Genomic DNA, 22856 nt, shown 5'->3' on the forward strand with positions numbered 1-22856 from the left:
TAAGGATTTTTGGATCAATGGCCAATATCAGCCCACTCGCCGGGAAAACGCTCGATCAGTCACAACTGACGGACATACCGGCTCTGGTAGCCGCCTATTACGATCGCAAGCCGGACGTCTCCATCCCGACTCAGCGTGTTTCGTTCGGGACTTCAGGTCATCGTGGCTCCTCGTTCCATACGAGCTTCAATGAAGGGCATATCCTCGCCATCTGCGAAGCCATCTGCCGCTATCGCAAGGCGGAAGGCATTGATGGCCCGCTCTTCATCGGCATTGACTCGCACGCTCTGTCCGCTCCGGCACAGCGCTCCGCCATTGAAGTCTTCGCCGCGCATGGCCTTGACGTCCGCATCGACCAGAACGACGGCTACACGCCCACCCCTGTCATTTCCCACGCCATTCTGACCTACAACAAAGGCCGCACGACCGGTCTGGCCGATGGTGTGGTTGTCACGCCGTCCCATAACCCGCCGACGGATGGTGGCTTCAAGTACAATCCGACAAATGGTGGTCCGGCGGATACAGCCGTGACGAAAGCCATTCAGGACATGGCGAATGAGCTGCTGGCGGATGGCCTGAAGGACGTAAAGCGCCTGCCTTACGACGAAGCCAGAAACGCACCGTCCATCAAGCGTTATGATTACGTCACGCCGTATGTGGCCGATCTGGAAAACGTCATCGACATGGCGGCCATCCGTGATGCGGGCGTGAAGATTGGCATTGATCCGCTGGGCGGCGCTGCTGTTGGTTACTGGAAGCCCATCGTTGAGAAGTACGGCCTGAACGCTACGATCGTCAGCGACGTTGTAGACCCGCAGTTTGCGTTCATGACGGCAGACTGGGACGGACAGATCCGTATGGACTGCTCCTCGCCCTACGCCATGGCGCGTCTCATCAAGATGGGCGAGGACTTTGACGTCGCGTTTGCCAATGACACGGACGCAGACCGTCATGGCATTGTTGCCATGCCAGATGGCCTGATGAACCCGAACCATTATCTGGCCGTAGCGGTTTCGTACCTGTTCCAGAACCGCCCAGAGTGGAAGCCGGATCTTGGTGTCGGCAAGACGCTGGTGAGCAGCGGTCTGATCGACCGTGTTGTTGCGGATATGGGCCGTAAGCTCGTTGAAGTCCCAGTCGGACTGAAATGGTTCGTGCCGGGCCTGATGGATGGCTCGCTGGGCTTTGGCGGTGAGGAAAGCGCAGGTGCGACGTTCCTGCGTCGTGATGGTTCTGTTTGGACGACCGATAAGGACGGGATCATTCTCGGCCTTCTTGCTGCGGAAATCACCGCCAAGACGGGCAAGAACCCGAGCCAGCATTACCATGAGATCATAGCCCGTCTCGGAACGCCGTACTATGCGCGGATCGACGCGGCAGCGAACCCGGAGCAGAAGGCCAAGCTCAGCAAGCTGGCGCCTGAGCAGTTCCCGCTTGAAGAACTCGCTGGGGACAAGATCATTGCCAAGCTGACGAAGGCACCGGGCAATGGCGCGGCGATTGGCGGCTTGAAGGTTGTGACGGAAAACGGCTGGTTCGCAGCCCGTCCGTCCGGCACGGAAGACGTTTATAAAATCTATGCCGAGAGCTTCAAAAGCCCCGAACACCTGAAGGCCATTCAGGACGAGGCGCAGGCCGCGATTTCGAAGGTCTTTGCGTCGTAACGCTGAAGCATTTCTACTGAAAAGTAGTCTGGCCCGTCATTCACCGAGTGGGAATGACGGGCTTTTTTATGGCGTTATTAACCGGCCAGACTGCGTTTCAGGCGGGCAAGTGCGCCGGGAAGACCGCGAACCGTCAGAATCCTGCCCGTTTCGTCATGATCTTCTGACAGGACGCGAGCGCTTTCATAGATTTCGCCGATCAGGCCCTGTTTTGCGTAGGGCAACACCAAAACGTCTTCCACCATGTCGGCCTCGAAGAACGCAATCAGCGTTTCCCGCAGGGCACTCACATCTTCCGGGCGATGTGCGGACAGCGGAATGGCATCCGGGTGCTTTTCCAGAAGCTCGGCCCGTCTGGCATCATCAACGCGATCCATCTTGTTCAGAACCAGCCGGGACGGAACAACATCCGCGCCGATTTCGTGTAGAACGCTGCGGCTGACCTCAAGCTGCGCTTCGTATGTCGGGTCCGACGCATCCACGACGAAAAGCAGCAGGGATGCTTCCAGCGCTTCGGACAGCGTAGAGCGGAAGGATGCAACCAGATCGTGGGGGAGTTGCTTGATGAAGCCCACCGTATCCGACACCAGAATACGGGGCCGCGTTTCCGGCTGGAGCGTGCGGACAGTTGTGTCGAGGGTCGCAAACAGCTTGTCCTGAACGAGAACCTGACTGCCTGTCAGGGCCCGCATCAGCGAAGATTTGCCTGCATTGGTATAGCCGACGAGCGCAACGCGAAGCTGGTCTTTTCTGGCAGAACGCCGATGATCGCTGTCCCGTTGCACGGCTTCAAGCTGGGTTTTGAGTTCGGCCAGCCGGTCCCGAATCTTGCGGCGGTCCAGGGAGAGGTTGCTTTCACCGGCGCCTGGTCCCTGCTGCCTGCCGCCGCCATTCGATGACTCCCGGAGGCGTGGCGCGACATAACGCAGGCGCGCCATTTCGACCTGAAGCTTTGCTTCCCGTGTGTTGGCATGACGATGGAAAATCTCAACGATAACGCCCGTTCGATCCAGCACCTGCGCGCCGGTCGCCCGTTCCAGATTTCGGATCTGGCTGGGAGTCAGTTCATGATCAACGATGACGAACTCAGGACGGCGGAGATCGTCCGTCTCTTCCTCAGCGTCTTCATGAGAGCTTGCCGCGCCTTCAAACCGTTTCCGCGCTTTCGTCATGGGTGTTTTGACGATAGGCGTGATGATCCCCCGACCACCCGTGATGTCGGCCAGTTCTTCCAGCTTGCCAGCGCCCAGAAGGGACGCCGCACCTGTGCCTTCTCGTTTCTGCGAGACAGAGCCGACAACCTCGTAACCAAGCGTTTTGACCAGCCTTCCCAGCTCTTCAAGGCTTGCCTCATGGGCAATGTCATCGACGTCTGGGGTCTGGATGCCGACAAGGACGGCGAGCGGGGTAGGGGATGCGGTTTCCATCCGGCAGCTCATAGCATGAATTCCGGCAGTGACGCGCTAATCCTGCAGGGCTGCGCGTGATCCCTCGAAAGCGGCTTTATGGGTATCATCAAGAGGCGGCAGAAAGAGAAAGTGGCTGCATTTTCCTGAGGAAGCGTGTTGTCTGGCCGTAGTCCCTGCGGCATGAGGGGGCACACTCCGAAACTCCTCTTCGCTGTCAGCAGGTCTTCCAGATGTCAGAACACACTCCTATTGGGCTCGAAAACGAGACCCGAGCCGTCAAAGCGCTCACCCATTCCGGCAATTTCCATGCCGATGAAACGCTGGGCTACGCCATCCTGCATTATGCGCTGGCACCAGAAGGCGATCTGCGTGGACGTATTCTCGGAGAGGCGGGCACGGACCGTCTGACATTTGTGCGCACCCGCTCGCCAGACCGTATCGCTGGAGCGGATATCGTCTTCGATGTAGGTGGCGTTTTTGACCCGACCAAAGGTCGCTACGATCACCACATGAAGGACAAGCCGCTGCGTGAAGACGGAACACCGTATAGCGCTGCCGGTCTGCTGTGGAAGGACTATGGCCTTGCTGCGGTTCGCAACATCGTCAAAACCCCGGTGGATGAGGCGACGCTGACCGCCATCTGGCAGTCCCTCGACAAGTCCCTGATCATCCCGGTGGATCAGGACGACAATGGCGTGGCCAAGATGGGCAAGCTGTCTCTGGCCGATATCGTGTCAGCCTGTAGCCCGCCTTGGGATACAGCCGAACTTTATGGTGCGGAAGAAGCCAAAAAGCAGGAATCGCTGGGCTTTGCGAATGCTGCCACGGCTGTTGCGGCGCATCTGGTCAACATGGTGGACCGCGTTCGCGCCAGCCTGAAAGCTGCCAACCGTGTTGTGCAGGCTTATGAAGCTGCGGAAGACAAGCGCATCCTGCTCATGGAAACAGGAATGCCAACTGAAAAGGTTATTTTCGAGCGTGATCTTCCGGTCGTGTACGTTGTGTCACCCGCTGGCCCGGAACAGTGGAATGTGAAGGCCATTCCGCCCGTACGCGGGGATTTCGGTCAGCGCGTTTCCCTGCCGGAAGCCTGGGGCGGTCTGGAAAAGAAGGCACTGGCCGAGATTTCCGGCGTGCCTGACGCAGTTTTCGCTCACCCGGCCCGTTTCATCTGCGGGGCAGGGAGCCGGGAAGGGGCGTTGAAGATGGCGCGTCTGGCACTGGAGATTGATGCCTCTCTCAAGGCTGGGAACTGATTGAAAGGGTTGATCCGGTGGGGACCGGATCAACTCTCCCGCTCAGGCGGCGATTTCCGCCAGAAGCGCGTCTACATCCTCCGGACGTGTGTAATAGCTCGTCACCAGACGGATCAGTGTGCCGGAAACACCTTCCGGCGTCGGCCAGCGGTAAAAACCGTATCCTGCCTCTTCCAGATCCTTCAAAAGAAGGTCTGGAAGAATGACGAAAACTTCGTTGCTCTGCCGTTCATAAGGCATCTGGGCTGCGGCATGACGGCGAAGCCCGTCCACAAGCCGTTGCGCCATAGCGTTGGCATGGGCGGCATTCTTCAGCCAAACATCGTTCTGCAGAAGGGCCAGAAGCTGGGCGCTCAGGAAGCGATGTTTGGACCACAGATTTCCGCTGCGCTTGATGCGCCTCAGAAAGTTCTTCACCAACGGTCGTGTACGATCATTGAGGAAGAACACCACGGCTTCTGCGGCCATGGCACCTGCTTTTGTGCCCCCGAAGCTGAGAACGTCTACACCCGCTTTCCAGGTCCCTTCCGCTGGGGTGCAGCCCAGATAGGCGAGGGCATTGCCCAGACGGGCCCCATCCAGATGCACGGCGAGATCATGGTCATGCGCGATACGGGATAGCTCGTCCAGAGTGTCCGTGTTGTAAACGGTGCCCCATTCATTGGCCTGCGTCAGGGAGAGCGCCTGAATAACCGGGCTTAGAATGCCGCTTTCCGCATTGTTTCTCAGAACAGGCGGAACCGTCACAGGGTCAACCTTTCCGTCCGCAGACGGAATGCAGATCAGTTTGGCCCCGTGCATGTAGAATTCGGGCGCGCCACCTTCATCGGTATTGATATGCGCGCTCTCATCACACAGGACGGCGCCATAAGGCGAAACGAGTGCTGACAGTGCCACACTGTTTGCGGCTGTTCCTGTGGCGATCGGGAAAACCGCGACCTCGGTTTCGAAAACCTCCCCGAACCGTTCGTTCAGGGAACGGGTCAGATCGTCTTCTCCATAGGACCCGACACTCCCTTCATTGGCCGCGATCAGGGCGGCCATGACTTCAGGGCAGATAGGTGTGACATTGTCACTGGCGAAGTTCTTGCGTATTTCCTCGGACACGAAACCATCCTTTTTCCTGCGCACAACGCGGGCTCGCGTAAAGCGTAACTGAAACCGCAGCCTGTTGTCATCCGGAGAGCCCATGAGCACGTTTCCCCCTGAACTGGCCGGCAAACTCATTGATGGCAAAGGTATTGCCCGGTCCCTGACAGATCGCGTTGGTCGTGAAGTGTCCAGCTTCATCGAACAGGGCAACACCCTGCCGGGCCTCGCCGTCGTGCTGGTCGGAAACGATCCGGCTTCGGAAGTCTATGTGAAGAACAAGGCCATCCAGACGCATCGCGCCGGAATGCGGTCTTTCATGCACATGCTTCCGCAGAGCACGTCGCAGGGGGAGTTGCTGGATTTAATTGCGCAACTGAATGCCAACCCGCAGATCCATGGCATTCTCGTGCAGCTTCCGTTGCCGCCGCAGATCGATCCGGTCGTGGTGACGAATGCCATTGCCCCGCATAAGGATGTGGACGGTCTGGGGGAAGTGAACGCAGGTCGTTTGTCGCTAGGCATTGAGGGCATCGTTCCCTGCACACCGCTTGGCTGCCTGATGCTGCTTCAGTCCGTGCACAAAGGCATGACGGGCATGAATGCAGTCGTCATCGGGGCGTCCAGCCTGGTGGGTAAGCCCATGGCGCAGCTTCTTCTGAAAGAGAACTGCACGGTTTCGATCGCCCATATCCATACACGCAATACGCGCGAACTGGCCCGTGAAGCGGACATTCTCGTCGTTGCGACAGGCAAGCATGGTCTTGTCCGCGGGGACTGGATCAAGCCGGGTGCGACCGTAATCGACGTGGGCATCACGCGTATTCCGACCCCTGAAGGCAAGACACGCCTTGTGGGAGATGTCGCATTTGAAGAGGCGCTTCCCATCGCAGGGCATATTACGCCTGTTCCGGGCGGTGTCGGCCCGATGACCATTGCCTGCCTGCTCCACAACACACTTCAGGCGGCCCGCGCCACGCAGGGGCTGGGGAAGGACGATCTTCTCTGATGCGTGTTTCTGTTGAACTTGTTCCACGCTCGGAAGAGGCGTTGCTTGAAGATGTGTCGGTGGTCCGCAAGGCGCTGCCATCAGTTGATCTACTGAATATTCCAGACCTCATCCGGTTTGATCTGCGCAGCGATGATGCTGCCGCGCGCGTCAATCGGGCGTCTGGCTTGAGTGTCATCCCGCATATCCGCGCGATCGACATTGCCCCCGGTGCGCCGCTACCGGGCGCCGATCGACCGGAACTGAAAGCAGTCCTCGTTGTCGCAGGTGATCCGCTCCCTGCCGGAAGTGATCGGGTGGCTTATCCGAACACGTCTGCACAGATTATCGAGCGGTATCGCCGCGAAGCGCCGCATCTGGATGTCTATGCGGTTTTCGATCCTTATCGACGTGCGCCGTGGCAGGAGCTAGAAGACGTTGCGCGCAAGAAAGATGCAGGGGCTTGCGGGTTCTTCACGCAGCCCCTGTTTGATCTGCATATGCTTCAGTTGTCCATGGACTGGCTGCGCGATGACACGGTGTTCTGGGGAATTTCACCCGTTCTGGGTGAACGGTCCCGTCGATATTGGGAACGCGTTAACCATGTGCTGTTCCCGAAAGACTATGATGACACGCTGGAAGGCAACATTCGTCTCGCCCGCCAGATGCTGACGTTGGTGCGCGAGAAAAATGACAATACCTACCTGATGCCCCTGAAAGTTGATCTTGCGTCCTATCTGGGTGGACTGAGTGATATTATAACGGGGTAAGAACTAACGAGAGCGGAGATCATAGTCCGGATGCACGCACGCCTTTTCCTCTTGCCGCTTTTGGGAGGCGTGCTGGTTCCAGCCGCTCTTTCCGCTAAAACCCTCTCCGATCCAGCGCCAGTCTTTGCTCCGTTAACTCTGCCGGACGCTCCGAATGTCTATCGGTCGGGCTCCGGGCAGCCGGGTCCACAGTACTGGCAGAACCGTACGGATTATACGATTCGTTCCCGGATCGATACGCAGGCGCATGTCCTGCATGGTTCAGAAACCATCACCTACACAAACAATAGTCCCGAAGCTCTGGACGTCCTGTGGGTTCAGCTTGACCAGAACATTTACCGGCAAGACTCTCGTGCGTCGTTCTGGGGTAAGTTTCCGTCTGGCGGTCATTCGTCCGGGATGGAAATCGAGCATGTGTCGATTGTGCAAGGTGGACGCGAAGTCGACGTGACACCGCTGGTATCCGATACCCGCATGCAGCTTCGTCTGCCTCGGATGCTGGACTCCCACGGCGTCGCGTTCGTCAAGATCGACTGGCATTACACCATTCCGGGCGAATGGGGTGGCCGCACGGCTGTCACGCCGTCCCGCGAAGGCGAAATCTATGAAATCGCCCAGTGGTATCCGCGCCTGAGCGTTTATGATGACCGTGCGGGATGGAACACGCTGCCGTATCTGGGGCAGGAGTTTTATCTGGAATATGGGAACTTCGATTACTCGGTCACGGTGCCATGGAACTTCACGCTGGTCGGATCAGGCGCTCTGCTGAATCCTGAGCAGACGCTGACTGCTACAGAACGCTCTCGTCTGGCTCAGGCTTCCCAAAGCGATAGTCGCGTCATGATCCGCACGATTGATGACGTTACGGACCCGAAGAGTCATCTGAAGCAGTCTGGTGACGTGACCTGGCATTACGTCATGCGCAACAGCCGCGATGTGGCTTTCACGGCCTCTCCCGCGTTTCTGTGGGATGCCGCCCGCATCAACCTTCCGCCTGTTGTGCCTTGGGCGAATTATCATGCGGTTCCGCGTCTGGCGATGTCCGTCTATCCGCGTGAAGGTATTGGTCCGCATGGCTGGGATCGTTCGACGGAGTATGTGAAACACGCCATCGAGTACTTTTCGTCTCAATGGTATGAATATCCTTGGCCGAATGCCATTAATCTTGGTGGTCACGGTGCAGGTATGGAATATCCAGGCATCGTGTTCGATGGCATGAGCGACCGTGACCCGCAGCTCTTTTGGATCACGACGCACGAGCTGGGTCATGACTGGTTCCCGATGATCGTCGGGTCTGATGAGCGCCGAAATCCGTTCATGGATGAAGGTTTCAATACTTTCATTGACGCTTACGCCTCAGATCATTTTCATAATGGTGAGTTTGCGCCCAAGCGTGACCCCGAGTTTGCACCGAAAACGGGTAACCCTGCGCAGGATATTGTTCCTGTCCTGACAGATCCGGGGGCGCCCAACCTGATGACGGGTGCTGACGAGATTTCAGAGAAGTACCGCCACAGTGTAACCTATTTCAAAGGCGCATATGGTCTGAAACTGTTGCGGGAGCAGATTTTGGGACCGGTACGCTTCGATGCGGCTTTTCGTCGATATATTGCTGTCTGGGCTTACCATCATCCGTCACCGTCCGATTTCTTCCGCCTGATGAGCAGCGAAGCAGGCGAGGATCTCTCTTGGTTCTGGCGTGGATGGTATTTCACCAATGCGGCCCCGGATTATGCTGTGGGGGCGGTTGAACAGCATGGAAATGATCCCGTATCCGTTCAGGTTTTCAACTACGGAACCTTGCCTCTTCCGGTTGTTCTGCGTGTTGAATATCAGGATGGTACAGTGGTGGACCGTCGTATCCCGACGGAAGCATGGCGCCAGACCAGCGATCTCAAGGTGACGTTTGAACCGCACGGTGCGGTGAAGGCCGTAACGTTGGACCCGGATCACGTTATTCCGGACATCGACCGGGCTGATAACCGGAAGTAAAATTTGACAGGCGCTGATGTGGAAAGCGTATCAGGGTCACAATAAAGAAAACCCCCTTCGTCAAATGGCGAAGGGGGTTTTCTTTACAAAAGGGGTTGGACCGCTCAGCCAACCATTTGAATGGCCATATGCCCTTCGGTAGGGGCGGAGGCTCCGTCAGGAGCGGCCGCTACTGGCGTCGGTGCCGAGAGACCTTCGATCATGTCCTCGTTAATGTCGATCAATGCCTTGAGAGGCGTGTCCGAATTCAGAGCTACGTTGGCGTAGCGCATAGACCAGGTGCCAACGGTTGTCAGGTCCTTGCGCAGGATCTCGTCCAGAGGGCAATCAACGCGCTGCACGCCTTGCAACAGAATTCCCCAAAGCTTGAGGTTTGTAGAGAGGGCAGACTGCCGGTCAGAGTGAGTCTTGGCTTTGGAAAGCAGATCGTTGACGTGTCTGAACGCCATGGCTTCCACTTCACGGGGAGGCAGATAAGTGCCGGACTGGTTCTGGTACTGTGACATGCCGTAGGTCACGAAAAGAGGCTCCTTTTCAAAAGGACGGTTTCAGATGTTTTCCGGTGAAAGCACTGAATGCGTCCGGAAAACGTCTGAAGCAGTCCGAAGAGGGGCACCGGAAGAACCGGTGCCCCACCATCATTAGCCGCGGAAGAGCGACATGATGTTGGAGGACTGCGAGTTCGCAATCGACAGGGATTGGATGGCCAGCTGCTGCTTCGTCTGCAGAGAAGTCAGCTTGGCGCTTTCCGCTGCAAGATCAGCGTCCGTCAGAGCGCCAACGCCGGTCGTCAAAGCGTCTGACAGGGTACTGTTGGACGTCTGAAGCTGCGTAACGGTGTTGGAGGCCACACCGATGCTGGAAGAAATGCGGCTCATCTTGTTGATAGCGCCGGTTACAGCCAGCTGAACAACATCCGTACCAGAGGTTGTGGCAACAGTGGAGGTTCCCGTGGCGTTTGTCAGGCTGACAGACGGCGTGGTTGCCGTTGCATCTGCTGCGTCGAGGTTGCCACCAGCAATCGTCAGGGTGCCATCGTTGGCCATCTGGGCACCATAACCAGCGTTACCAAGAGCTGTTACCAGCGTGGAGAGCTGATCGTTCTTCGTGGTGGTGGAAGATGCGCCGGAGACGTCAACATCGACAACCTGCGTCAGCGTCTTGGCATTGCCGTTGGCATCCAGATCACCAACCTTGGCGATGTTGTAGGTCATGTTGCCGCTGGCATCAGCCTTGGCTGTAATGCTGTCGCCATTGGTCAGAGAATAAGTTGTCGTGCCGTCAGAAGCCGTCTTGGACGTGGCGCCAGCAATTGTCAGGGCTCCGTTGGAGCCGACGGTTACCGAGGTCGTGTTATCTGTGAGGCCTGCTGCGATGGCAGTTCCAATGGATGTTGCGGCGCCATTCGTGGCATCACCCGGCTTGGAATCAAGCACGAAAGATGTCGTGATGGCAGGGTTGGAAGCGGTTGCATTTGCGCTGTCGGCGGAAGACTGGTTCTTCAGAGTCAGCGTCGTAGCGGTCGCACCTGTGCCAGCCAGCGCCGTGATGCCGCTCGTGGAAATCGTGACGCCCTTCATGTCCGTGCTCAGGCCCTGAAGGCCCAGACCCGTCGACGTGGCGTCAGCACCGTTCAGCGTGAACAGGTTGCCGTTGATGTCCTGCGCTGCGGAAATCTGCGTGTACTTGACGCTGTTGCTGGTAGAACCGGACAGCAGGTTCACGCCCTGGAAGGTTGAGTTGGACGTGGCAACGTCGATCTGAGACAGATAGCTGCTCAGCTGGGAGTTTAGCGTGTCCTGGTTCTCGCCGTTGTTGGCAGCATTCGTGACCGTTTCGGACATGCTGCTCAGGACGTCAGAGATAGAGGATGCCTGTTTCGTGGCGGTGCTGAGCACCTGACCAGCGAACTGAAGACCCGTGGAGACGCCGGACAGAGCCGAGATCTGGGAGTTCATCGTCTGGGAAATGGCGTAGATGGCCGGGCTGTCAGAAGCGGAGCTGACGCTCTTGCCTGTGGAGACAGCATTCTGCGTCTTGCTCAGCTGGTCCGTCGTCTGGTTCAGGACCTGAAGAGCCGACATGGCGGCTGTATTTGTATTGATGGACATGGACATCGAGATATTCTCCGTCGGTGCAGTTTTGCCCCTTCACGATAGTCTTTGAATGGTTAAGGGAACCTGAATCTGCATCGTTAAAAAACGATGACGAGGTCTGACGGAAAAATGGCAAACAACCGGTAAATTTCATGCAGTTCTTGCATTTCATGAGTAAGAACGAAATAAGAACATGGCATGAAGAAATCTCTGTCCGAACGTCTCGCGATTCTGTCCGATGCCGCGAAGTATGATGCGTCCTGTGCATCCAGTGGTTCCACGCGCCGGGACTCTGCCAAAACGGGTGGTCTTGGGTCCACAACCGGTAACGGAATCTGCCATGCTTATACGCCAGACGGCCGCTGCATTTCGCTTCTCAAAATCCTGCTGACCAACTTCTGCGTGTATGATTGCGCCTATTGCATCAACCGGTCTTCTTCAAACGTAGAGCGTGCCCGCTTCACTCCAGACGAAGTAATCTGGCTGACGCTGGAGTTCTATCGGCGCAATTGTATCGAGGGTCTGTTCCTGTCCTCGGGAATCATTCAGTCCTCCGATCACACCATGGAACAGCTTGTTCAGGTCGCGCGTGATCTGCGATTGAAGCATGGATTTCGGGGATATATTCATCTCAAGACCATTCCGGATGCGTCTCCCAAGCTTTTGGAAGAAGCAGGTCTTTACGCAGATCGCCTTTCCATCAATGTCGAGATGCCGACAGAAACGGGCCTCAAGAATTATGCGCCTGAAAAAGACGCAGGTGGCATCCGGCGTGCCATGGGAGACATGCGGCTCAAGATCGATGCGGCAAAGGAAAAAACGCATACAGGTCGCCGCGCAGCACGGTTTTCACCGGGTGGTCAGAGCACCCAGATGATTATCGGAGCCGATGCTGCGACGGATCGGGACGTTCTGGCCAGCAGTTCCGGTCTTTATGGCTCTTACGGATTGCGCCGGGTGTATTACTCGGCGTTCAGTCCTATTCCGGACGCATCCGCTATTCTGCCGGTTCGCAGTCCGCCACTTCAGCGCGAGCATCGGCTTTATCAGGCCGACTGGTTGTTTCGGTTCTATGGTTTTGAGTTTGGAGAACTGACGGCATCCCGGCCCGGTGGAATGCTGGATCTGGAAATCGACCCAAAGCTTGCCTGGGCTTTGGATAATCGTGCGCAGTTTCCGGTGGATTTAAACCGGGCGCCCAAGGAAATGCTGCTCCGGGTGCCCGGTCTGGGGGTGAAAACCGTTCAGGCTCTTCTGATGGCGCGGAAGCACAGGGCGATCCGTCTGGAAGATCTGGGACGCCTGAATGTGTCCATTAAAAAGGTGCGCCCGTTTGTGAAAGCAATCGGATGGAGTCCGGCCCGCCTGACAGATCGACAGGATTTGCGAACTCTGTTCCTGCCCGCGCCGCAGCAGATGAGCCTTCTCTGATGTCTGTTGTTGTTACTCTGGCAGACACCAGCGCGTTCGAACCCTGGCGCCAGACGGCGCGGGCCGCCCTCCAGCGTGATGTTCCTCCTGAGCAGATTGTTTGGCGGTTGCAGGGAAAGGACGCAGATCTTTTCTCCCGTGCGGAGACGACGTCTTTCGTAGGGAAAATCAAACGGGACGTCAGGTTGAAAGCCTCCAATCTGGCTGTCCTGAAAGATGTTCTGTGCCATTCCAGCCCGGAGCGGTTCGCGCTGGCGTATCGCTTGCTCTGGCGTTTGCAGGAGGATCCGGATCTTCTGTCCATTCCCACTGACCCGGACGTGGGTCAGGCCCGGCGCATGGTGCAGCAGGTTCGCCGGGCCGCGCATAAAATGACTGCATTTGTCCGTTTCCGGGAGCAGGATCCAACCGAAAACGGTCGACGACGATTCCTGTCATGGTTCGAGCCGGACCATCATGTGCTGGAGAAGGTCTCGTCCTTTTTTGCCAAGCGTTTCGCAGACATGGACTGGCTTATCCTGACACCAAGAGGTTCCATAAGCTGGGATGGCACCACGCTGAACTGTTCGTTTACACCGTGTGCAAAGCAGGCTCTTGAGGATAATGTCGAACAGTTGTGGCAGACCTATTATGCCTCGACTTTCAATCCGGCCCGTGTTCGCACAAAAGCCATGCGAAATGAGATGCCACGCCGGTACTGGAAGAATCTGCCGGAAGCCGCCCTGATTCCTCAGCTCGTGGCGGAAGCTGAAAAGCGTGTTGCGGAAATGGCTGCGAGAGAAGCGTTGCCTGCGCCAAAATTTCATCAGGCCATTCAGGCCAGACAAAGTGCTATCACCATTCAGGCCCATGTTCCCGGGAGTATGACGGAGCTTGCACAGGATATTCGGGCCTGCCGGGCCTGTTCTTTGCAGTGTCACGCTACACAGGTAGTGTTGGGAGAAGGGCCGGAAACGGCGAAGGTGATGATTGTAGGGGAGCAGCCTGGAGATCAGGAAGATCTGGCAGGTCGTCCGTTCGTGGGACCAGCCGGGCAGCTTTTGATGAGATGTCTGGAGGAAGCCGGTGTGGCACGCGAGGCGCTTTATCTGACGAACGCCGTCAAGCATTTCCGATTTACGGTCAACAGTCGACGGCGCATCCACCAGACACCGGGTGTCGAGCATATTTCTGCCTGTCAGCCATGGCTCAAGCGGGAAATTGCCCTGGTGAAGCCGAGACTGATTGTCTCACTTGGGGCAACGGCTCTGCGAGCGGTGAGTGGTCCCTCAGATCGGTTGAAAGACGTCCGTGGCACCCTGCGAGAGCATGCAGGCGAGGGGTGGGCGCATCTCACTCTGGCCCACCCTTCGTGGATTCTCCGTCTCGGACCGACAGACCAGGCGGAGCGGGAGCGTCAGGCCCTGATTGCCGGGCTGAGTAAGATCAAGGGTGTTCTCTGAAAAAGACACATGGTCAGAGGATTGCGCTGACCCTTTCTTGAAGAGCGAAAAATTTCTTTTTGTGAGGCTGCGACGAAAAAGAAAAAGCGTTCCCTCCAGAAAGGAAACGCATCAGTTTTTTCCGGCTTGAAGGCTGAGAGACGATATGTCATGGATGACCGAACCGATCGGTCAATGGGCCCGTTACAGGGTACTCTTCCAGCCGGTCACTTCGGACAGACCCGTTAAAGCGAGAGAGACGATAATGGCGCAAGGCGACCAGGCGCAGGCCGACCAGCAGTCCGGAGCGTCCGGAAAACCGCAGAAAAAGCGCAATCCACTTGTCAGGATTATTCTGATTCTGGTGGTTGTTTTGGTTCTGGTCGGAATTGGTCTCTACCTTTTCCTGACCCGTAATAATATTGAGACGGACGACGCCTATACGGCAGGCCGCAAGGTTGCCATTGCCCCGCATGTGAACGGCTACGTCACCCAGCTTCTGGTGAACGACAACCAGTATGTTCATCGTGGCGATCTGCTTCTGACCATCGATGACCGCGACTACGCGGCATCCCTTCATAAGGCTCAGGCGGCTATTCACCAGGCTGAAGCCAACATGCAGGCTTATCAGCTGATGGTTGAAGTCGCCCATAAGAACTACCCTGGTCAGCTCGTTACAGCGCAGGGTAATCTTGCGGCAGCACAGGCTCAGTTGACGAAGGCCGAGGCGGACTACAAGCGGCAGCGGAGTGTGGCTCGCGCCGCGACATCGCAGCAGGACATTGACTACGCTCGTGCAGCGCTTGAAGAAGCCCGCGCCCGTGTTGTTCAGGCGCAGGGCCAGTTAACGCAGGCTGAGCCGGTCAAGGCGAATGTTGCCAATGCTGATGCGCGTGTCACTCAGGAGCAGGCCAATCTTGATTCTGCCAAGGCCTCTCTGGAGCAGGCGGAACTGAATATGGAATGGACGCAGGTTCGCGCGCCGAACGATGGCTGGGTATCCCAGCGTAGCGTCGAGCGTGGCAACTTCGTTCAGACCGGACAGCAGATGTTCTCTATTGTTGAGCCGGAAGTTTGGGTTGTCGCCAACTACAAGGAAACGCAGCTGACGCATATGCGTCCGGGCCAGAAGGTGGATATCGAAGTCGATGCCTATCCGCAGCTCAAGCTTCAGGGCCATGTGGATTCCATTCAGCTTGGCTCGGGTGAATCCTTCAGCACGTTCCCGCCGGAAAATGCGACGGGTAACTTTGTGAAGACGGTTCAGCGTATTCCGGTGAAGATCCTGATCGACAGTGGTCTTGATCCTCATCTGCCGCTGGCTCTTGGTATGTCTGTTGTTCCCACGGTCTACGTAAAATGAGCGATACTGCCGGGCATCAGGACTGGAAACCCAGTCATAATCCGTGGCTTGTGGCCATTACGGTCACGCTGGCGGCCTTCATGGAGGTGCTGGACACCACCATCGTCAACGTGGCGCTGCCACACATCGCGGGATCGCTCGGCAGTTCCTATGACGATGCCACTTGGGCGCTGACGTCCTATCTGGTGGCAAACGGTATCGTTCTGACGATTTCCGGCTGGCTCTCGCGGCTGTTCGGGCGGAAACGATACTTTCTCATCTGTATCACCATGTTCACGGTGTCGTCCTTCCTGTGTGGATTGGCGACATCGCTGCCCATGCTCGTCGTTTTCCGTCTGATGCAGGGATTTTTTGGTGGCGGGCTACAGCCGAGCCAGCAGTCCATCATTCTGGATACCTTCCCGCCCGAAAAACGCGGCGCAGCGTTTGGCATGACGGCTATTGCGACCATCGTTGGTCCGGTTCTCGGTCCGATGTTGGGTGGCTATCTGACGGACAATTTCTCCTGGCGTTGGATTTTCTTCGTCAACGTTCCGTTCGGTATCCTGACAGTCATGGCGGTTACGGCTTTCGTGGAAGATCCGCCATGGGAGAAGCAGAAGCGCGAGAAAATCGACGTGATTGGTATCAGCCTCATTACGCTGGGGCTGGGCTGTCTGGAAGTCATGGTTGACCGTGGCGAGGATGATGACTGGTTCGGATCGAACTTCATCATCACCATGGCTGTTCTGGGCGTGATCGGCGTTCTCGGTGCGATTGTCTGGCTGTGCTATGCCAAGGATCCGCTAGTGAAGCTGACGGTTCTGAAAGATCGTAACTTCGCGACAGGCATGTTCCTGATCTCGATGGTCGGTGCGACGCTTTATTCCTCCGCGATCATTGTTCCGCAGTTTGCGCAGCAGGTTCTCGGCTACACGGCGACAACGTCAGGGCTTCTGCTTGCACCGGGCGGTGTAGCGATCATCATTCTCATCCCCTTTGTGGGACGACTGATGAAGTTCATCCAGTTGCGTTATTTGATCGCATTTGGATTTTTCTTCATGGGCATGGCCATGTTCCAGGCGGCCAACCTGTATGCCGGGATTGATTTCAGACATCTGGTCTTCTACCGCATCACCCAGACGGCCTCACTCGCGTTCCTGTTCGTGCCGATCTCCACGATCGCCTATTCTACTCTGCCGCGAGAACTGAACTCGGACGCATCGGCGCTCTTCAGTATGGCGCGAAACTATGTGGGATCCATGGCCATTTCTCTGGCTACGGCGGCGATTATCGAGACCCGACAGCGGCACCAGACCTATGTGACCGACAACATGACCCCGGGACGGCAGGAGTTTACGAACTATATCAATCAGGCGCAGGCCGTGGGGGAAGCGCATGGCCTCACACCTGCTGCTGCGCATACGTTTGCAATTCACCGCCTGTTTGCAGAGTTCACATCGCAGATCTCGATGCTGGCTTACAACGAAGTATTCCGGTGGATCGGTATCATCGCGATGTTCGTGGTTCCGCTTTGCTTCCTGCTGTCACCCAACAGCACGAAGAAAACGGAACCGGCTGGGGGTCACTGATGACGGGGACCGTACATTTTCATGAACGAATCTGCTGTCCTGTTCGCCAGAAGGCTGATCGCTTCCGGGCTGTCATCGACCTGCAGCATGAGGCGACGACGATGAACGATGCGGGCCTGACACAGGATCATGAGCTGCTCGGCCGCGAATTCAGGATCTTCGATGTGAAGCTCTCCCGCATCGCTGCGACGGCGGAGCCAGTCCGCCAGATTGTGCAGGGTGCGCCCGAAACCATAGCGCCAGAACGCATCGGCCAGATTGGGGAATTTTCCTGCCTCGCCAACAATGATGCGGTACAGATCCATGGAAGTGGGGTTGAGCATCATCTTGATGGCGCTTTCCGTGAGGCGCCGCAGGACAGTGTGAACATCCTGCCCGTCTTCACGCGAGATGGCCTCGATGGCGGCAAGTTTAGTCTTGCTACGTTCTTCGAAAAACGCAGAAAACAGGGACGCCTTGCCATCAAAATGATTGTAAAGCGTGCCTTTCGAAACGCCAGCCTCTCTGGCAATCTGGGACATGGACGCGCCTTCGTATCCACTCGCCAGAAAAACCTTTTCCGCCCCCTGCAGGATCTGCTCGCGCTTGGCGCGCAACTGGCACACAGACGCGCTGGTTTCGTCAGGCGTGTTCTGGGTGCGGGGGACAGGGGTGCTGGTCATGAGGGGACAGGGTCCTTTTGTGGTTCTTCTACCGTCTCCATTATGCTGACCGAACTGGTCGGTCACCGCAAGATCATTTCCGTATCAGGAGTTTCTTTGTGAGCGCAGCCTTTCTGTCCCGCGCGCTGCTGTCAGGCTGCGCCCTCGTCGCTTTGTCCGGTTGCCTGCGGGTTGGACCGGAATATCATGAACCACACCCCTGGTCGCCCGCGCATTATGCCGACCATACAGCTGGCGCGCCTGAGAGTGTGACAAGTGAAGCCCAGGCCGCCAGCAAGTGGTGGACGGTCTTCAACGATCCGGAACTGGCATCTCTGGAAGACCGCCTGGTTCAGCAGAACCTGTCCTTCCGCCTTGCGACGGCCAATCTGGCGCAGAGCCGTGCACAGCTTCTGATGGCGGGTGCCGAACGCTTTCCTGGGCTGAGTGCTTCTGGTTCCTATACCCGCAGCCAGTTCAGCACAAAGCAGATGCAGGAGATCATCAGCCGGGTAGGGGGCAGTATTGCCAAATCCGATAATGGGCTTCTTGGTGATCAGGGCAGCAGCATTTTGAGCGGTGCCGCCAGTGGTGCCACAATTCCGCTGCTCAATCAGTGGAAAACCTCCATTGATGCCAGTTATGAAATCGACCTGTGGGGCCGTGTCGCGCATCAGTATGATGCTGCGAAAGCAGATCTTCAGGCGACGGATGAGGAACGCCGGTCAGTCCTGATTGCCCAGCAGGCCGATATGGCGCGCGGTTACATGGGCCTGCGGGGAGACCAGAAGCGCCTTCAAGTGCTTCAGGATAACCTCGCAACGCTGAAGCAGATCGTGGATATTTCCCAGAGCCGCTATCACAGCGGTCTGGTGACGGAAGTGGATGTGGATTCTGCGCAGGCCCGTCAGCACGATACCGAAGCACAGGCAGCCCAGCTTCAGCAGAGTATCGCGCAGGAAGAGAATGCCCTGGCCCTCCTGCTCGGCGCGCCTCCGGGCAGCCTGAACGCGGAACTCGAGAAGAACGCCGGTATCCCGGTTGTGCCGCCGGTGGTGCCTGTCGGTCTTCCGTCTGAACTGGCTCATCGCCGTCCCGATATCCGGGAAGCCGAAGCCAAACTGCGCGCGTCCGTAGCAGAAGTGGGTGAGGCGACAGCGGACTTCTATCCGAAGATCACCATCAATGCGGATTTCGGTTTCCAGACCCTGTCCTTCCGGGATCTCGGGTTCTGGAATGCCCGGGCATGGAATGTCGGGCCGTCCATTTCCCTGCCGATTTTCCAGGGTGGACGTCTGCGCGGCCAGCTTGAGCTGAAGAAATATGCGCAGAAAGCTGCGGCGATTTCCTATCAGCAGACGGTCATTCAGGCCTGGCATGACGTTGATAATGCCCTGATTGCCTATCGTGACGAGCAGCTTCGTCATCAGGGTCTGGAGCGTGCGGTGAACGATAACCGCAAGGCGCTCCAGTTGGCTCAAAGCCAGTATCGTAGTGGTCTGACCAACTACCTGAATGTGCTGAATGCGCAGGGTCAGCTTCAGTCCGCCCAGATGAGCCTTGCCGAGAGCGATGCAACGGTCGCGACCAATCTGGCCCGTCTTTACAACGCCCTTGGCGGCGGCTGGGAAGATGTCGTTCCGGCAGCGCAGGATGTCACCAGAACGAAGCTTGCTTCCGCAACACCGGGTCCCTGAGACCCGGCGCCAGAGTTTGGAGGGTTATCTCCCGGGGCTGTTTCAGCTTCGGGCGATGGATTTGCCCTTTGAGCCGAGGATTTCGAAAGCCTCGCCCATACGCTCCGTAACGGATTTTTCGCCTGCGCGGAGCCATTTGCGAGGATCGTAAAGGGACTTCATAGGCTTGTCTGTCGCGGGGTCGATCTGGTGCTGGAAGGCAACCGGATGCGCGCTGACATAAGAGCCGACGCCGTGAGCGAAAGCGAACTGGATATCTGTATCCAGATTCATCTTGAAGGTGCCGTAAGCCACGGCATCCCGGATTTCTTCCAGACTGGAACCGGACCCGCCATGGAAGACCAGCGGCAGGGGCTTCGGCCCGCTTCCTGTAGCTTTCTGTACGGCATCCTGTGAATTCTTCAGGATTTCCGGACGGAGTTTGACGTTACCTGGCTTGTAAACGCCATGAACGTTGCCGAAAGACGCGGCGATGGAGACCATGCCAATAGGCGAGAGCAGTTCCCAGGCTCTCAGCACGTCTTCCGGCTGGGTATAGAGATGCGCATTGTCCGCACCTTCCTCCAGATCATGGCCGACGCCATCTTCCTCGCCGCCCGTGACGCCCAGTTCGATTTCCAGACCCATGCCAAGGGGGGCAAGGCGCGTCAGAAGTTTTTGGGAGAGAGCCAGATTGTCATCAAGTGTTTCGGCGGACAGGTCGAGCATATGGGATGAAAACAGCGGGCGGCCCTGAGCCTTGAACTCGGCTTCGCTGAGGGTAATCAGGTCCTCAAGCCAGGGAATAAGCTTGCGATCAGCGTGATCGGTATGAAGAATGACGGCGACACCATATTCTTTCGCCAGAAGATGAACGTGATGCGCCATTGAGGCTGCGCCAAGAACACGGGCGCGATGGGCATCCGGCAAGCCTTCGCCGGCGAAGAAGCGGGCCCCGCCATTTGAGACCTGAATGACGACATCGGACCTGTTGGCTGCGGCGGCTTCCAGAACGGCATTGACGCTGTTGGTTCCAACGACGTTAATGGCGGGGAGGGCATATCCGCCATCCCTGCATGCCTGAAGAAGAGTTTTATAATCGGCGCCTGTTACGACGCCGGGAGAAACGCTTGTCATGAGAGACTCCGGTCGAATGGCAGGAACCCTGATTAGGCTGGCCCTGCGTTTCATGTATTGTAAGGCAGAAAAATCTTTCCGTCATGAGCGCTCAAGATAAGGGAACAGTTCCAGCCCAGATTTGTTGCTTGTAGTGTTTGCCCCGCTGAGATTATGGAAAAGTATGGTGCCAAATCTTTCAGACCCCGATCTTCCCGCTCGCATCCTCGTCGTTGAAGACGACGCAGGTATGCGTACCCTCATTCTGCGTGCATTGCAGGGCGGCGGTTTCCGCGCCCGTGGTGTCGCCAGTGGTGACGAGATGTGGGCCGCCCTTGAGGTAGCTCCGGTCGATCTCATTATTCTGGACATCATGCTCCCTGGTACGAACGGCATAGAGTTGTGCCGTGCGCTGCGTAGTGGCCAAGGGGCAAGTCATCCTGATGAGACGCCGCCATCACAGGTTCCCATCATCATGGTGTCGGCCCGTGGTGAAGAGCGTGACCGTGTCATGGGGCTTGAGACCGGTGCAGACGATTATGTGCCCAAGCCTTTTGGTCAGCGTGAACTGCTGGCTCGTGTCCGTGCGGTCCTGCGACGAGGCACTCCCGGCACGACAGCACCGGAGAAGGTTCGGCGCGAAAAATTACAGTTTGCGGGCTGGACGCTCGATCTCCGTCGCCGTGAACTGACTGATCCAAGCGGTGCGACGGTCGATATCTCCGGAGCTGAACACGATCTTTTGACCAGCTTCCTCGACAATCCCCAGCGCGTCATTGCCCGTGATCGTCTGCTGGAACTGTCCCGTACCCGTCTGGGTGATGTCTCGGATCGCAGTATCGACGTTCTCGTCAGCCGTCTGCGCCGTAAGCTAGGTTCTGATGCGGACCAGCTTATCCGGACGGTAAGGGGGCTGGGCTATATCTTCGTGGCTGAGGTCGAACGGGTCTGAATATTCAGAATCGGATCCTGCTGTGGCCGTTGGGGCTGGTCGGGCGTGTCTGCGTCGTCCTGACCGTAGCGGTCACACTGGTGTTCCTCGCCAATGCCGTTTTTTATGGCGAGGCTGAAACCTACATTGTTGATGACGTGCGGATTGCACAGCTTGGAGAAGGGCTGAGCACCAACTTGCGTGTGCTGGCTGCTGCACCTGTTACGCAGCGCTCCTTTCTGGCGGTTATGCTTTCGGGAAGCGAACTGAGCGTCGCCTGGCAGCCCGCGACATCCATGCCGCGGCTGCCGGGACATCGACCGCAGGTCCTGCTGGACCTGACGAAGCGGCTGATCAAGGATGACCCCATCCTCGCTCAGGCCCAGCTTGATCTCTATACGCTGGGAAGCGGATCACCCGACGTGCTGGGAACCGAGCGCCTTCCGGATGGAAGTTACATCCATTTCCGGGTTCCGGGGCTGCTGGGACGACATCATTTCACACGTGGTCTGGCCTCCGCCGCGATTGCAGCCTGTGCCGTGGCAATCGCGGCGACCATGCTCATTCGTGGCCTGAGTATGCCCTTGCGAGCTCTGGCATCCGTTGCGGACAAGATTGGTTCCAATGAAACCTGGGTGCCGCTTGCGGAGCGTGGTCCGAGGGAAGTCCGGGGTGTTGCGCGCGCCCTCAACGCCATGCAGCGCCGTATTCAGAGCCTCATCAATGACCGGACTCAGGCTCTGGCGGCCGTTTCTCACGATTTGCGAACACCTCTGACACGGCTTCGGCTTCGATGCGGTTTTCTGAATGATGGGGAGGCGCAGGCCGCCATCGAGTCGGATCTGGATGAGATGGAGGGGATGGTGAATGGCATTCTCGCGTATCTCGCAGGTGCGGATGATCCAGAAAAACCAAAGACCATCAATATTGTCGCTACGCTAACGACGCTCGTCGATGACCATGCCGATCATGGTAAAGATGCCCGCTACGAAGGCCCGGATCGGGCGCTGGTTCGAGTCCGGCCCCTGGCAATCAAGCGTGTTCTGTCCAACCTGATTGAGAACGCCCTGAATTACGGGGGAAATGTTCTGGCCACGCTGACGGTGCGGGACGATGACTCCATAGAAATTGCCATTCAGGACAATGGTCCGGGTATTCCCGAAAGTGAATATGAGCGTGTTCTGACGCCGTTCTACCGTCTGGAAGGGTCCCGCTCTCGTCAGACGGGCGGGATCGGGCTGGGACTGGCCATTGTGACCCGTGAAATCGCCCGGGAAGGCGGCTATTTGCGTCTTGGTCGGGGTGATGCCGAGAAAGGGTACGGTGGGCTCTGCGCGACGATTGTTCTGCCGCCGCCGCGGAAGCCGACGGGTAGCGCACGACCGCAGGTTTGAGGGGCGTGAAGTGGGACTGGATTGGTCCAGACCCTTGCGCCGAGGGCT

18 protein-coding genes are annotated in these 22856 nt (G+C 57.4%); 12 read left to right on the forward strand and 6 right to left on the reverse strand.

Annotation, left to right across the window (positions count from 1 at the left end):
• Positions 1 to 17: 17 nt before the first annotated feature.
• The gene (gene pgm / locus AC3B6F_RS07720; RefSeq protein WP_023943960.1) at positions 18 to 1664 is read left to right on the forward strand and encodes a phosphoglucomutase (alpha-D-glucose-1,6-bisphosphate-dependent); all 1647 of its coding nucleotides are present in this window, start codon (positions 18 to 20) and stop codon (positions 1662 to 1664) included.
• A 77-nt stretch (positions 1665 to 1741) separates the two neighbouring features.
• Here pgm and hflX read toward each other — a convergent pair whose 3' ends face one another.
• Positions 1742 to 3103, reverse strand: a complete 1362-nt coding sequence (gene hflX, locus AC3B6F_RS07725; protein WP_211568085.1) for a GTPase HflX — start codon at positions 3101 to 3103, stop codon at positions 1742 to 1744.
• 200 nt (positions 3104 to 3303) lie between these two features.
• Here hflX and AC3B6F_RS07730 point away from each other — a divergent pair, with 200 nt between their 5' ends.
• A complete protein-coding gene (locus AC3B6F_RS07730; RefSeq protein WP_489823905.1) occupies positions 3304 to 4329 on the forward strand; it encodes an MYG1 family protein in 1026 nt (341 codons plus the stop codon).
• Between the two features lie 42 nt (positions 4330 to 4371).
• On the opposite strand, the gene AC3B6F_RS07735 is transcribed toward AC3B6F_RS07730, so the two are convergent.
• Entirely contained in the window at positions 4372 to 5520 is a 1149-nt protein-coding gene (locus AC3B6F_RS07735; protein WP_489823906.1) for a threonine aldolase family protein, read from the reverse strand.
• Here AC3B6F_RS07735 and folD point away from each other — a divergent pair.
• The 3 genes from folD to AC3B6F_RS07750 are packed head-to-tail and all read left to right on the forward strand — an operon-like array spanning position 5519 to position 9168.
• Positions 5519 to 6427, forward strand: a complete 909-nt coding sequence (gene folD / locus AC3B6F_RS07740; protein ID WP_023943953.1) for a bifunctional methylenetetrahydrofolate dehydrogenase/methenyltetrahydrofolate cyclohydrolase FolD — start codon at positions 5519 to 5521, stop codon at positions 6425 to 6427. The two genes, AC3B6F_RS07735 and folD, sit on opposite strands and share 2 nt — an antisense overlap.
• On the forward strand, positions 6427 to 7176 hold the full coding sequence (locus AC3B6F_RS07745) for a 5,10-methylenetetrahydrofolate reductase (RefSeq protein ID WP_023943951.1): 750 nt from the start codon (positions 6427 to 6429) through the stop codon (positions 7174 to 7176). Before folD ends, AC3B6F_RS07745 begins: the two co-directional genes overlap by 1 nt.
• 30 nt (positions 7177 to 7206) lie before the next feature.
• On the forward strand, positions 7207 to 9168 hold the full coding sequence (locus AC3B6F_RS07750) for a M1 family metallopeptidase (RefSeq protein ID WP_023943949.1): 1962 nt from the start codon (positions 7207 to 7209) through the stop codon (positions 9166 to 9168).
• Positions 9169 to 9272: 104 nt separating this feature from the next.
• Here AC3B6F_RS07750 and AC3B6F_RS07755 read toward each other — a convergent pair whose 3' ends face one another.
• Together AC3B6F_RS07755 and AC3B6F_RS07760 are read right to left on the reverse strand one after the other, a co-directional pair.
• Positions 9273 to 9686: a flagellar biosynthesis regulator FlaF gene (locus tag AC3B6F_RS07755; protein WP_023943948.1), complete on the reverse strand. Its 414-nt coding sequence runs from the start codon at positions 9684 to 9686 to the stop codon at positions 9273 to 9275.
• A gap of 123 nt (positions 9687 to 9809) precedes the next feature.
• Entirely contained in the window at positions 9810 to 11285 is a 1476-nt protein-coding gene (locus AC3B6F_RS07760; RefSeq protein ID WP_023943947.1) for a flagellin family protein, read from the reverse strand.
• 177 nt (positions 11286 to 11462) lie between these two features.
• Here AC3B6F_RS07760 and AC3B6F_RS07765 point away from each other — a divergent pair, with 177 nt between their 5' ends.
• The 4 genes from AC3B6F_RS07765 to AC3B6F_RS07780 all read left to right on the forward strand — a co-directional run bounded on the left by AC3B6F_RS07765 (position 11463) and on the right by AC3B6F_RS07780 (position 17050).
• Positions 11463 to 12695 carry a putative DNA modification/repair radical SAM protein gene (locus AC3B6F_RS07765; protein WP_489823907.1) on the forward strand — a complete coding sequence of 411 codons (1233 nt, stop codon included), beginning with the start codon at positions 11463 to 11465 and terminating at the stop codon, positions 12693 to 12695.
• Positions 12695 to 14137 carry a UdgX family uracil-DNA binding protein gene (locus AC3B6F_RS07770; RefSeq protein WP_489823908.1) on the forward strand — a complete coding sequence of 481 codons (1443 nt, stop codon included), beginning with the start codon at positions 12695 to 12697 and terminating at the stop codon, positions 14135 to 14137. The genes AC3B6F_RS07765 and AC3B6F_RS07770 overlap by 1 nt, the downstream gene beginning before the upstream one ends.
• A gap of 244 nt (positions 14138 to 14381) precedes the next feature.
• On the forward strand, positions 14382 to 15479 hold the full coding sequence (locus AC3B6F_RS07775) for an HlyD family secretion protein (RefSeq protein ID WP_062017814.1): 1098 nt from the start codon (positions 14382 to 14384) through the stop codon (positions 15477 to 15479).
• Positions 15476 to 17050, forward strand: a complete 1575-nt coding sequence (locus AC3B6F_RS07780; protein ID WP_023943943.1) for a DHA2 family efflux MFS transporter permease subunit — start codon at positions 15476 to 15478, stop codon at positions 17048 to 17050. The genes AC3B6F_RS07775 and AC3B6F_RS07780 overlap by 4 nt, the downstream gene beginning before the upstream one ends.
• Here AC3B6F_RS07780 and AC3B6F_RS07785 read toward each other — a convergent pair.
• Complete coding sequence (locus AC3B6F_RS07785; RefSeq protein WP_489823909.1) at positions 17044 to 17712, reverse strand: TetR/AcrR family transcriptional regulator C-terminal domain-containing protein; 669 nt, start codon at positions 17710 to 17712, stop codon at positions 17044 to 17046. The two genes, AC3B6F_RS07780 and AC3B6F_RS07785, sit on opposite strands and share 7 nt — an antisense overlap.
• A 98-nt stretch (positions 17713 to 17810) precedes the next feature.
• Between AC3B6F_RS07785 and AC3B6F_RS07790 the strand changes: the two genes are divergently transcribed.
• Complete coding sequence (locus AC3B6F_RS07790; protein WP_489823910.1) at positions 17811 to 19388, forward strand: efflux transporter outer membrane subunit; 1578 nt, start codon at positions 17811 to 17813, stop codon at positions 19386 to 19388.
• 42 nt (positions 19389 to 19430) lie between these two features.
• Here AC3B6F_RS07790 and fbaA read toward each other — a convergent pair whose 3' ends face one another.
• Positions 19431 to 20504 carry a class II fructose-bisphosphate aldolase gene (fbaA, locus tag AC3B6F_RS07795; protein WP_062017820.1) on the reverse strand — a complete coding sequence of 358 codons (1074 nt, stop codon included), beginning with the start codon at positions 20502 to 20504 and terminating at the stop codon, positions 19431 to 19433.
• A 163-nt stretch (positions 20505 to 20667) separates the two neighbouring features.
• On the opposite strand from fbaA, the gene AC3B6F_RS07800 reads away from it, so the two are divergent.
• Both AC3B6F_RS07800 and AC3B6F_RS07805 read left to right on the forward strand, forming a co-directional pair.
• Entirely contained in the window at positions 20668 to 21435 is a 768-nt protein-coding gene (locus tag AC3B6F_RS07800) for a response regulator (RefSeq protein ID WP_023943939.1), read from the forward strand.
• Positions 21436 to 21455: 20 nt separating this feature from the next.
• A complete protein-coding gene (locus tag AC3B6F_RS07805) occupies positions 21456 to 22808 on the forward strand; it encodes an ATP-binding protein (RefSeq protein ID WP_489824009.1) in 1353 nt (450 codons plus the stop codon).
• Positions 22809 to 22856 lie beyond the last annotated feature (48 nt).

This window comes from Gluconobacter sp. ESL1110 (assembly GCF_058107395.1).

What these genes read in the sequence shown, in the direction of transcription:
- AC3B6F_RS07800 (WP_023943939.1), top strand. Translation starts at nt 20,668, where the DNA reads ATGGTGCCAAATCTTTCAGACCCCGATCTTCCCGCTCGCATCCTCGTC.
- pgm (WP_023943960.1), top strand. Translation starts at nt 18, where the DNA reads ATGGCCAATATCAGCCCACTCGCCGGGAAAACGCTCGATCAGTCACAA.
- AC3B6F_RS07765 (WP_489823907.1), top strand. Translation starts at nt 11,463, where the DNA reads ATGAAGAAATCTCTGTCCGAACGTCTCGCGATTCTGTCCGATGCCGCG.
- AC3B6F_RS07735 (WP_489823906.1), bottom strand. Translation starts at nt 5,520, where the DNA reads ATGGGCTCTCCGGATGACAACAGGCTGCGGTTTCAGTTACGCTTTACG.
- folD (WP_023943953.1), top strand. Translation starts at nt 5,519, where the DNA reads ATGAGCACGTTTCCCCCTGAACTGGCCGGCAAACTCATTGATGGCAAA.
- fbaA (WP_062017820.1), bottom strand. Translation starts at nt 20,504, where the DNA reads ATGACAAGCGTTTCTCCCGGCGTCGTAACAGGCGCCGATTATAAAACT.
- hflX (WP_211568085.1), bottom strand. Translation starts at nt 3,103, where the DNA reads ATGAGCTGCCGGATGGAAACCGCATCCCCTACCCCGCTCGCCGTCCTT.
- AC3B6F_RS07785 (WP_489823909.1), bottom strand. Translation starts at nt 17,712, where the DNA reads ATGACCAGCACCCCTGTCCCCCGCACCCAGAACACGCCTGACGAAACC.
- AC3B6F_RS07730 (WP_489823905.1), top strand. Translation starts at nt 3,304, where the DNA reads ATGTCAGAACACACTCCTATTGGGCTCGAAAACGAGACCCGAGCCGTC.
- AC3B6F_RS07775 (WP_062017814.1), top strand. Translation starts at nt 14,382, where the DNA reads ATGGCGCAAGGCGACCAGGCGCAGGCCGACCAGCAGTCCGGAGCGTCC.
- AC3B6F_RS07750 (WP_023943949.1), top strand. Translation starts at nt 7,207, where the DNA reads ATGCACGCACGCCTTTTCCTCTTGCCGCTTTTGGGAGGCGTGCTGGTT.
- AC3B6F_RS07745 (WP_023943951.1), top strand. Translation starts at nt 6,427, where the DNA reads ATGCGTGTTTCTGTTGAACTTGTTCCACGCTCGGAAGAGGCGTTGCTT.
- AC3B6F_RS07760 (WP_023943947.1), bottom strand. Translation starts at nt 11,285, where the DNA reads ATGTCCATGTCCATCAATACAAATACAGCCGCCATGTCGGCTCTTCAG.
- AC3B6F_RS07770 (WP_489823908.1), top strand. Translation starts at nt 12,695, where the DNA reads ATGTCTGTTGTTGTTACTCTGGCAGACACCAGCGCGTTCGAACCCTGG.
- AC3B6F_RS07780 (WP_023943943.1), top strand. Translation starts at nt 15,476, where the DNA reads ATGAGCGATACTGCCGGGCATCAGGACTGGAAACCCAGTCATAATCCG.